The 9,966-nt window shown below is 49.9% G+C and carries 8 protein-coding genes; 4 read left to right on the plus strand and 4 right to left on the minus strand.

Features of this window, described 5'->3' with window-relative positions:
- From AB1656_00490 to AB1656_00500, 3 genes are all read right to left on the minus strand, one after another.
- Positions 1-401 (minus strand): Dabb family protein (locus AB1656_00490; protein ID MEW6233837.1); only part of this gene is annotated, 401 nt, incomplete at its 3' end.
- A gap of 90 nt (positions 402-491) precedes the next feature.
- Entirely contained in the window at positions 492-1,187 is a 696-nt protein-coding gene (locus tag AB1656_00495) for a glycosyltransferase family 2 protein (protein MEW6233838.1), read from the minus strand.
- A gap of 376 nt (positions 1,188-1,563) precedes the next feature.
- Positions 1,564-2,226, minus strand: a complete 663-nt coding sequence (locus AB1656_00500; protein MEW6233839.1) for a hypothetical protein — start codon at positions 2,224-2,226, stop codon at positions 1,564-1,566.
- A gap of 204 nt (positions 2,227-2,430) precedes the next feature.
- Between AB1656_00500 and mazG the strand changes: the two genes are divergently transcribed.
- The 4 genes from mazG to AB1656_00520 all read left to right on the plus strand — a co-directional run bounded on the left by mazG (position 2,431) and on the right by AB1656_00520 (position 8,855).
- Complete coding sequence (gene mazG, locus AB1656_00505) at positions 2,431-3,234, plus strand: nucleoside triphosphate pyrophosphohydrolase (protein ID MEW6233840.1); 804 nt, start codon at positions 2,431-2,433, stop codon at positions 3,232-3,234.
- A 113-nt stretch (positions 3,235-3,347) separates the two neighbouring features.
- The gene (locus tag AB1656_00510; GenBank protein MEW6233841.1) at positions 3,348-4,253 is read left to right on the plus strand and encodes an SDR family oxidoreductase; all 906 of its coding nucleotides are present in this window, start codon (positions 3,348-3,350) and stop codon (positions 4,251-4,253) included.
- 143 nt (positions 4,254-4,396) lie between these two features.
- The gene (locus tag AB1656_00515; GenBank protein MEW6233842.1) at positions 4,397-6,004 is read left to right on the plus strand and encodes a glycerophosphodiester phosphodiesterase family protein; all 1,608 of its coding nucleotides are present in this window, start codon (positions 4,397-4,399) and stop codon (positions 6,002-6,004) included.
- Between the two features lie 46 nt (positions 6,005-6,050).
- Positions 6,051-8,855 (plus strand): hypothetical protein, encoded by a 2,805-nt coding sequence (locus AB1656_00520; protein ID MEW6233843.1) that lies wholly within the window; start codon positions 6,051-6,053, stop codon positions 8,853-8,855.
- Here the strand turns inward: AB1656_00520 and AB1656_00525 are convergent.
- Positions 8,852-9,966 (minus strand): lactonase family protein (locus AB1656_00525; protein ID MEW6233844.1); only part of this gene is annotated, 1,115 nt, incomplete at its 5' end. The genes AB1656_00520 and AB1656_00525 overlap by 4 nt on opposite strands.

Here is a 9,966-nt window from a genome sequence, read left to right on the forward strand (position 1 = left end):
TTGTTCCAATAATCGACCACAAAGACATCGTCCACGCAAGCAAGAGTTCCCAGCGTTTGGCCGAACTCTTTGTGGGCGGGATGGACGAGATAGGCGTCGCGGTCTTTGGCGGTCTTGAAAGTAAGGAGGAAGCAATCTGTAAAGCCCTTGTTCAGTTTTTCGGGGCTGACATTGGTTCCCATTTCGAAGTCGGCGATGCAATCGATCTTTTTGGGAAGGGCTTGGAAGGCGTCCTCGACGATCTTGATTTGTTCGGGAGTAGCATCTTCCTTGAATTTGAAACTGACGAAATGGCGCAGCAGTCCTTTGCCTTCCTGGCTATCCGTCTTCTCGGCGGCGAACGAGAAAACGAGAACGCTCGACAGAATAATTACGGGCAAGATCCAAACCAAACGCTTCATCTTGTTCCTCCAAATTTTAGATATGGGATTATGGCGCTTCGCTATAATCATGATCGAAAATAGCAGAATGGCGGAGAAAGGGCAAGCGCCTTATGGTTTGGGCATACGTATGACGCGGGCGACGGCCTTGGCGATGCGCCAGGAATCGATGAGCGGCCGCCAGGAAGATCGGCGGCTGGAATCCTGGCTATAGATGCAGCGGATATTCGTCTCTTCAAGCCGCATTCCCAGTCGATGCGCGAGCAGGAGAATTTCCGTCTCCAAAGCAAAGGTCGCTGTCGATAGGCGGGGAAGCAGACTTTGCAAAGCTACACGGGAATGGAGGCGGTAGCCGCTTTGAAAATCGTGGATCGGACAGCTGGCAATCCAGGAGATCAAGGACGAACTAAGATTGTTGGCCCATCGCCGCAATGGCGGAACGTCTTTCACATTGAAGGATCGCCGGCCGATAACGATATCCGCCCGCGTTCGCTGGAAAACGTCAAGCAAGAGAGGCAAGTCGGCGGGATCATGCTGTCCATCGCTGTCTAACGTGATGAGGACGTTCCAATCGTCTTGTTTTAGCCAATAGTCGAATCCCTCGCGCAATGCGGCGCCTTTGCCGCGATTGACGGGCCAGCCGATGACGGCTGCGCCTGATTCGGCGAGACAGGCCGCCGTATCGTCAACGCTGCCGTCGTTGACGGCGAGGATGCGCGGCGTATAAGCGCGGCAGCCATCGATAACGTTCAAAACAGCGCGTCCGCAGTTATAGCAAGGGATTAATATGACAGGCTGAATATCCACATTATTCGAATCCGAAGAATAAAAAACCGTCTCGTTAATAACTCATGTTATGCAGCCAGTACTGTCGCGCCATCGGAAAAATCGTTCAAGAGGGACGTTGAGGTTTCCACAATCATGTCTCTTTCGAATCGCGAAAGCGCGAAAAGGCTCGAATTCCGCGAAATTTCTTCTCCCAACCTTGAAAGGCTGGGCTACTTTAAATGCCCCTTTAAAGAGGCAAATGGCAATAACCCGCCGTTTCAACGGCGGATTTAAAAAGGGATTCTTTTTTCGTGTTTTTCTTTAACATTTCCTGTTTTCGTGATTCAAACGACGACTGTAAAAGATTCTTTCCCTTTTTCATTGTGCGTAACATGAGTTAATAATTCGCTTCCTCCTAAAACTTCCGCACTACGCGAATGCGGCTGACTAACTCGTATGGGATATCGGGTACGGCGAGATTGACGACGGCTTTCTTGATGACGTTCTTCTCCTGGCTGCCTGGCATTTTCCAGAGATAAAAATCCTTTGAGGCCAGCAACATATCCTTATCTCCATAAAACGTCGCTCGAAATTCCACGCCCCGGTAGTTCCGAGTTTGCACATTTTCAAACGCCATAGATAAGTAACATCCCGGCCGGTTGTAAAAACCGTAGTTGGCGGCGAGCAGATGAATAGAACTGACGTCGAAGCCTTGTTCTACGTCGAGGGTGAGTACTTTCTTATCTTTGTTGCCGCTAGGAAGCGTTTTACGGGTAGTGATAGGCGCTGTAATGTCGGGAACATAGTCCGTCGCCGAATAGACAAAGCCCTCCGTCGCGCGCAAGACTACTCCCGGCGCGGGTCTCGTTATTTCCGGCAATACGTATTTCACTTGGGATTTATCGTAGCGCCTGACGATTCCCCCCGACTCGACGAGCACCTCTTTCGAAGCGTCGTTGACCGTCGCTTTGCCGAAAACGTAATCTCCATTATGAAAGACTACCAGATCGGCGCAGCCTAGGTTTGGTATGGCGAGAAATAGGTTTGCGATAACGAACAGCCGCCGCGCCGTTCTCATGGGGAGAGCATCTCCTTTTCCTTCCGGTCATGCTATAGTTCTTTTTTAATTATAACGCCTTTCTCGATTCCCGACATACATCGTTTTAAAAAAAAAGGTCTAAAGGAATAAAGAAAGCAATCGTCAATCTATTTATAAAAAGTATCGGTTAAGAAAGCGGAGGCTTGACGGAAATCCCCGGTTCTTCGCCTTCAAGGAGTCAAAATGCAGGATCATAAGCGAGAGGATTGCAAATTTTCCGAATTAGTGGAAATCATGCGGCGTCTGCGTTCGCCGGACGGTTGTCCCTGGGACAATGAACAGACGCATGAAACGCTAAAGAAGTACATGATCGAAGAAGCCTACGAACTTCTGGAAAGCATCGACGCGGGCGACGACAAGGCCATGATCGAAGAATGCGGCGACGTTATGCTGCAAGTCGTCTTTCACGCCCGCATCGCCGAGGAACAGGGACGCTTTACGATTTCGGACGTTCTGGAATCGATTTGCGGAAAATTGATTCGCCGCCACCCCCACGTCTTCGGCGACCGTTCCGCCAACACGGCGGAAGATGTGTTGCGCAATTGGGAATCGGACAAGAAGAAAGAGAAGCCCGAACGCGATTCTCTTCTCGACGGCATCCCTGCCGATATGCCCGCTCTCATGCGCGCTCATCGCATTCAAGACCGCGTATCCCGCGTCGGATTCGATTGGCGGCGCATCGAAGAGGTCTTCGAAAAATTCGAAGAGGAATGGGAAGAATTCCGTCAGGCGCGCTCGGAAGAGCATCGCCAAAAGGTGGAGGAAGAACTGGGCGATCTTCTCTTCGCGCTTGTCAACATCGCCCGCTACGTGGATGTCGATCCCGAGCAGGCGTTGGCGAAAACCAACCGCAAATTCGTCCGCCGCTTTCATCACATCGAACGCGAGTTGCGCAAATCCGGCAAAACGCTGGAAGAATCCACCCTGGAAGAGATGGACGCTTTATGGGAGGACGCCAAGCGGCTGGAACGCATGCAGAAGCAATAAATCCAATCGGCAGGAATATCAAACGATATTTTTATTCACCGGGAAAAGTCGTAGGGTGGGCTCAAAGCGAAGCGTAGCCCACCGTGGTTACTTATAGGCAGGGATATCGAACGATGATTTTAACATCAGGGAAAAGAAGAGTATTGATTACGGGCGGCAGCGGTTTTCTGGGTTATCACCTCGCAGCCCAATTGGGGAAAACTCACGAGGTCGCTTTCACTTATTCCACCCATCGCCTATTCATCCCCCGTTGCGCGGCCTTTAGGATGGATTTGCAAAAAGAATATACCGTCGTGGATTGCTTGCGCCGCTTCCAACCGGATGTCGTCGTTCACGCCGCCGCCGTCGCCAACGCCGCCGATTGCGAATCCTCGCGGGCCAAAGCCTTCGCCGTCAATGTCACAGGGACCGAACGCCTGCTTCGAGCCTTGCCAAACCGGGATGTTCTCGCGATCTATATTTCCACCGATCTCGTTTTCGACGGCCTGAATGCTCCTTACCGCGAAAGCGGCGAGCCGCAGCCCATCAGTTTCTACGGCGAAACCAAGCGCATGGCCGAGCAAATTACGCAGCGCATGGCGCCCAATCATATCATCCTGCGTCCCGCGCTTATCTTCGGTCCACCCACGGCCTCCGGACGCGGTTCCTTCGTTCAATGGATGGATAAGGCGTTGAGCCAAGAAGAGAAGGTTAATCTCTTTTTGGACGAATTCCGCACGCCGGTTTACGTTCATGACATCGTCACCGCCGTGCGCGCTTTGATGGAGCGGTCAGGCGCGCATCGCATCTATCACGTCGGCGGCCCGGAACGCATTACCCGCGTGGAATTCGCCCGGCGGTTATGCGCCTTACGCGGCTATGATCCCGCCAAGATCAATCCTGTCATGTTGAAAGATGTCGATACGGGCTACCCCCGCGCTGTGGACGTTTCGCTCGACAGCGCCCGCATCGGCCTTTCCCATTGCCTGCATCCCACGCCCATCGCTCTGGCGCTGGGCGAAATCTTTCCCTCCGTTTGAAATTCATCGAATGATGCAGCGATCGAAATGTTTGCCGGAAAGAAGCGAGTTCTTCGCCCTTGCTTTTCTTTTTCTGTTGACGGAAAAATAACAAGCCTTCATAACATCAATACGAACATTTTCCAATAAAAGGGAAACCAATCATGAAAGCAGTATTCAGCGATTCTTCCTCACTTCGCCGCCGTTGGATCGAAATCCTCGTTCTTGCAATAACTTTCAGCGCGGTGGAAATCGCCAGCGCGGTTCCATTCCGCGAATTTTATCAGCCGTTGCAGCCGCCGCGCTCTTTGCAAGTCATGGCTCATCGCGGACTCGCGGCGGCGGCGCCGGAAAATACTATTCCGGCTATTCAAGCGGCTGTGGAAGCGGGATTTGAATGGGTTGAAGTGGATGTTCGCCGTACAAAAGAAGGCGCGCATATCCTGCTGCACGATGCCGATCTCGATCGCACGACGAACGGCTCCGGACCCGTCATGCAAAAAACGATAAAGGAAATCAAGGCGCTGGACGCGGGCGCTTGGTTTGCTCTTCGGTTCGCTGGAACCGCTATACCTACTCTGAAAGAGGTTTTGTCTTATTGCAAGGATAAAATCAATCTCTATCTGGATTGTAAAAACATCAATCCCGAACTTTTAGTGCGTGAAATTAACGATGCGCAGATGGAAGCGCAAGTCGTTGTGTTCGATTCGCCGGAAATGCTGGATAAGATCAATCAACTTTCCGATTTCTCTATCGCCGTCATGCCCAGCATTAACGAGAAGATCGATGCGGGGTATTGGGCGAAGCGACTCCGTCCCGCCGCTGTAGAGATTCATGCGAACCTTCTCACACCGGAAATCGCAAAGCGGTTTCAAGAAGCTGGAATTTACGTACAAGCGCAAACATTGGGCGAGCGGGACGTCAAAGATGTGTGGCGCGCGTGCATGGATATGGGAGTGGATTGGATTCAAACCGATTATGGCGAGAACATCCTGGCCGAATACGCCTGGCGCAAGATGGGCGATTCGCCGTCCGTAAAAATTTCCGCTCATCGCGGCGCCAACGAGTTCGCGCCGGAAAACACGTTGGCCGCTTACCGCAAGGCGATCGACCTGGGCGTGGATTATATCGAAATCGACGTGCGTAAAACGAAAGATGGGCGCTTGGTTTCCTTGCATGATGGCCGCTTGAACCGCACTACTGACGGCGAGGGACCGGTTTCGGAAAAAACGTTGGAAGAATTGAAGCCGCTTTCCGCCGGAGCGTGGTTTGGCCTTCCTTATGCGGAAGAACGCATACCCACGCTTGAGGAAATTTGCGAATTGGTCCGTTCGCATCATGGACCGAAGGGGCCGGTTGGCTTGTATGTTGACCTTAAAGATCCTGACTTACATTTGTTAGTCCAAATTCTTAAACAATACGGCTTGGCGGAAAAGAATGTCTTCTATGGTTCCCCCGACGAACTTCTGCCGCTGCGCCAGCTGCTGCCCGGCGCGCAATTGATGCCGGGATTGGGGCGGGAGGAAGATTTCGATAAAAATGTACAACTTGTTAAGCCTTATGCGTTGGATACGAGTTGGAATATACTATCAAAAGCTTACATCGAACGGGCTAACCAAGCAGGCGTTCTCGTTTTTTCCGACGCGATGGGATTCAATGAAAATGTAGAATCGTATCTTCACGCCATAGAATGGGGCATTACAACGATTCAAACAGATCGGATTCCCCGAGTTTTCCGGGCGATCGAACTGGCGTCGCAATCCAAGCGATAAATTTCGCTTTTGGTCGTATATTTCTGTTTACTAGGAGATAACGGTTATGAATAGCAAGCGTATCGCAATTGGCGCAGCGGCGCTTTTTCTATTAATGGTTAATCCGCCCGCTTCGTTATCGCAATCGGATATCGTTCTTGAAAACGATTATGTTCGTTATGTCATTGGCTTGGATGGAACGAATCATCATTTCATCGATAAGAGGGATGGAAAAGATTATATCGATAAAACCCAAGACTATGTTTTTGCGCAAGTCAAGATCGATCGTCATGTCTTTGAATCGTCTGCCATCGCTTTCGATAACGATCGAATCCTTGTTTCATTTAAAAATACGGATTTTCAACTTACATTGCGTCCAGAAATAAAGAGCCATTCCATTTCTTTTAGAGTGGAAAAGGTTCAAGGGCCGGAGATTGAAGAATTGGCTTTTTTGAATCTTCATGTCATGCGCGGCGATGCTTTTGCGGGATGCGTTTTGGCTTTGAACTTGCAGACGAATGTCGTTGAAATGCCTCAAGCAAATTCGCAATTGCGCGTTTTATGCTATCCCCGCTTCGGCTTGGTTGGCGCCGAAGCGGCGTTGATCGGCTGCCCTCAAAACGAATTGCGCGGGACGTTGAAGGAAGTGGTAAGCCAAGCGGATGACCTTCCTCATTCCGCCGTCGGCGGGCCATGGGCGATGGATTCGGAACTTAGCCGGGGATCCTATTTATTCAATTTCGATGGGATGACGGAAGAATCCGTGGAACAGTGGATATCCTTAGCGCAAAATATGGGCATTACTCAGATTGATTTTCATGGCGGCTCCTCGTTTCGGTTCGGAGACTGCCATCCCAACCCAAAAATCTTTCCCAAGGGCAAGGAGAGTTTCAAGAAGATTATTGACCGCTTGCATGCCGCGGGAATTTCTGCGGGATTGCATACCTACGCTTTTTTCATCGATAAGAAATGTCCTTGGGTAACGCCGGTTCCAGATCCTAGATTGGCGAAGAACGCCGTATTTACATTGGCTGACAATTTGACGGCGGACGCCAATCGCATCAGCGTTATCGAATCTACAAATAACATGTCAACGACAACTGGCTTTTTTGTACGCAACAGCGTTACCTTGCAAATTGACGATGAACTAATAACTTACAAAGCCATCGATAAGGAATCCCCTTATGCTTTTAAAGACTGCCAGCGAGGCGCCTATGGAACGAAAGTCTCCGTACATGCTAAAAACAGCAAAGTCTATCATTTAAAGGAATGTTTCGGCCTGTTCGTCCCGGACGGAGATTCGACGCTTCTGGCGGAAGTCGCCGCTATGACGGCGGAAATGTATAACGATTGCGGTTTCGATATGATCTATCTCGATGCGCTGGATGGAGAAGATATTCTCGGCGGCGCCGAAAACAGCTGGCATTACGGTTCGAAATTCGTTTACGAAATATTTTCCCGCTTGAAAAAATCTCCGCTTATGGAAATGAGCACTTTTCATCATCACCTTTGGGTTGTTCGTTCGAGGATGGGCGCGTGGGATCATCCAACGCGCGGCCATAAGCGATTTATCGATATTCACTGCGAAGCCAATAAAGAATTGGAACGCATGTTTTTACCCGCCCAGTTAGGGTGGTGGGCAATTAAAACCTGGACGGGAATTCAAGGAGAACCTACCTTTTCAGACGATATCGAATATCTATGCTGCAAAAGCATCGGCTATGGTTCCGGCCTATCGATGATGGGAATCAATCCGGGCAATCAGGATAAACCTATTTACAAAAGATTAGCGAATATTATCAAGAATTACGAAACGCTGCGGCGAGATAATCACTTCAATGAGAATGTAAAGAGAAAATTGCGCGTTTTGGGAGACGAATATACGCTTTTTAAAGATGAAAAAGACCAATGGAACTTGCGTCCTGCGGTTTACTTGAAACATAAAGTAGAAAAAGCTGGCGAGCGCTGGAATGTTAATAATCCCTACGAGAAGCAGCCGTTGAAACTAAGAATCGAAGCGCTTACTTCGGCTTTGCCTTATGATGCCACGAACAGTTTAGTGCTTGTTGATTTTTCCAATGAGAAGGTTTTCAAAATCGTTTCCTCGGCCAAAGGAGTCGAATTTGCATTTCAACCGAACAGAGAACATGAAAAGAGCGGACAGCGCAGTGGAAAACTGTCTATACGAAACAACGAATGCGCCGATCCCAAAGCCGCTTGGGTTTGCGCTGCGATCGCTTTCGAGCCTCCTCTCGATTTGCGTCAGAACCAAGTTCTTGGCGTATGGATTTACGGAGACGGCAAGGGTGAAGTATTGAATTTCCAAATGCAAAGCCCAGAACACCTTGTTTCCGGTTTGGGGGAACGATATGTCGTCGTCGATTTTAAAGGATGGAAATATTTCGAACTTGTCGAAATGGAATCCGAACGCTATAGCCGATATAAATGGCCATATGGCAATCCCTATTCGATTTATCGGGAAAATGTCAATTTTCAGCAGGTGGAGAAGCTGTCGATTTGGTGCAACGATATTGCTCTCCATAAATCGGCGGAATGCTGGATATCGGCGATCAAGGCTCTCCCGCAAAAAGCAATAACTATCGAAAATCCGTCCATCTCGCTTGGAGATAAGAAACTGCAATTCCACGCGAAATTGGCGACGGGGCAATATATCGAGTTCAATTCCATGAGCGATTGCAAGCAATACGGCGCTGAAGGCGAGATGATCGCTGATATAAAAACCAGCGGCGATGTACCCTCATTGGAAAAGGAAGACAACCGGCTTACATTCGCTTGCGGCGGCCCGCTGGACGCAAGTCCCCGATCGAGAATTACAATTGTAGGTCTCGGATCGCCGTTGGAACGGAACTAGCAACGAAAAAATTGCAAGCAAACGGGTTTCACGGTTTTCGCAAATGCTCCAGTAGAATGAAGTTTTCCCGTTTCTTCATCTATGCGGAAGGTTACGATCGAATCGCTGTCTTGATTGGCCGCCAACAAAAAAGCGCCCGATGGATCGATGGCGAAGTTGCGAGGAGTCTTGCCTTGAGTCGATTCGTGGCCGATATACTCGAGTTTTCCGGTTTTTTCGCCGATGGCGTAGATGACGATGCTGTCATGTCCTCGGTTCGATCCATATATGAACTTGCCGGACGGCGAAACATGAATATCCGCGCTGTAACTTGTTCCCGTAAAATCTTTCGGCAGCGCCGAAACGGTTTGTATAGTTTCCAAGGCGCCCATGTCGCCGTCATAAGCGAATGACGTTATGGTGGATTGCAGTTCTTGAATGAGAAATGCAAATTCGCCGTTAGGGTGGAAAGTAAAATGACGCGGCCCGGAACCCGGATTCGCTTCCGCATAAGGGGGATCGTTCGGCTTCAATTTGCCATCGATTCCGTCAAATTGATATATCATGATTTTATCCATTCCCAGATCGGCGGCGAACGCAAAGCGATTCGCAGGATCGAGAACGATCGAATGCGCATGAGGTTCTTTTTGCCGCTGCCGATTGACGCTGGAGCCGCGATGTTGGACGAAGTCGGAAGCTGGACCGAGTTTTCCATCGTCCTGAATGGGAAAAACGGCGACGCTGCCTCCTCCGTAGTTGGCGATGAGAACCCATTTTCCCGTTTTATCCACAGTTATGTAGCATGGCGCAGAGCCGCCGGAAGGCTGTTGATTGAGAAATGTAAGTTTCATGGTAGAAGGATCGATAGCAAAGGAACTTAAAGCGCCTTGCGGCTTTCCCTCAAAACGCGACATTTCATTGACGGCGAATAAAAATCGTTTTTGCGGATCGATGGCGAGATAAGAGGGATTCGCCGCTCCGGCGGCCTTGCTGACGAACGTCAAGCCGCCATTGGCGGGATCCATGCAGTAGACGTTGATCCCTTCGTTTTTGTTGGTCGTATAGCAGCCGGTGAAAACAAAAAGATCGTTAGCGTTGGTCGCGTTCTCGCCCCCGCTCATGGAAGGAAGGC

The sequence above is a fragment of the Candidatus Omnitrophota bacterium genome (assembly GCA_040755155.1).
Classification (GTDB): domain Bacteria; phylum Hinthialibacterota; class Hinthialibacteria; order Hinthialibacterales; family Hinthialibacteraceae; genus JBFMBP01.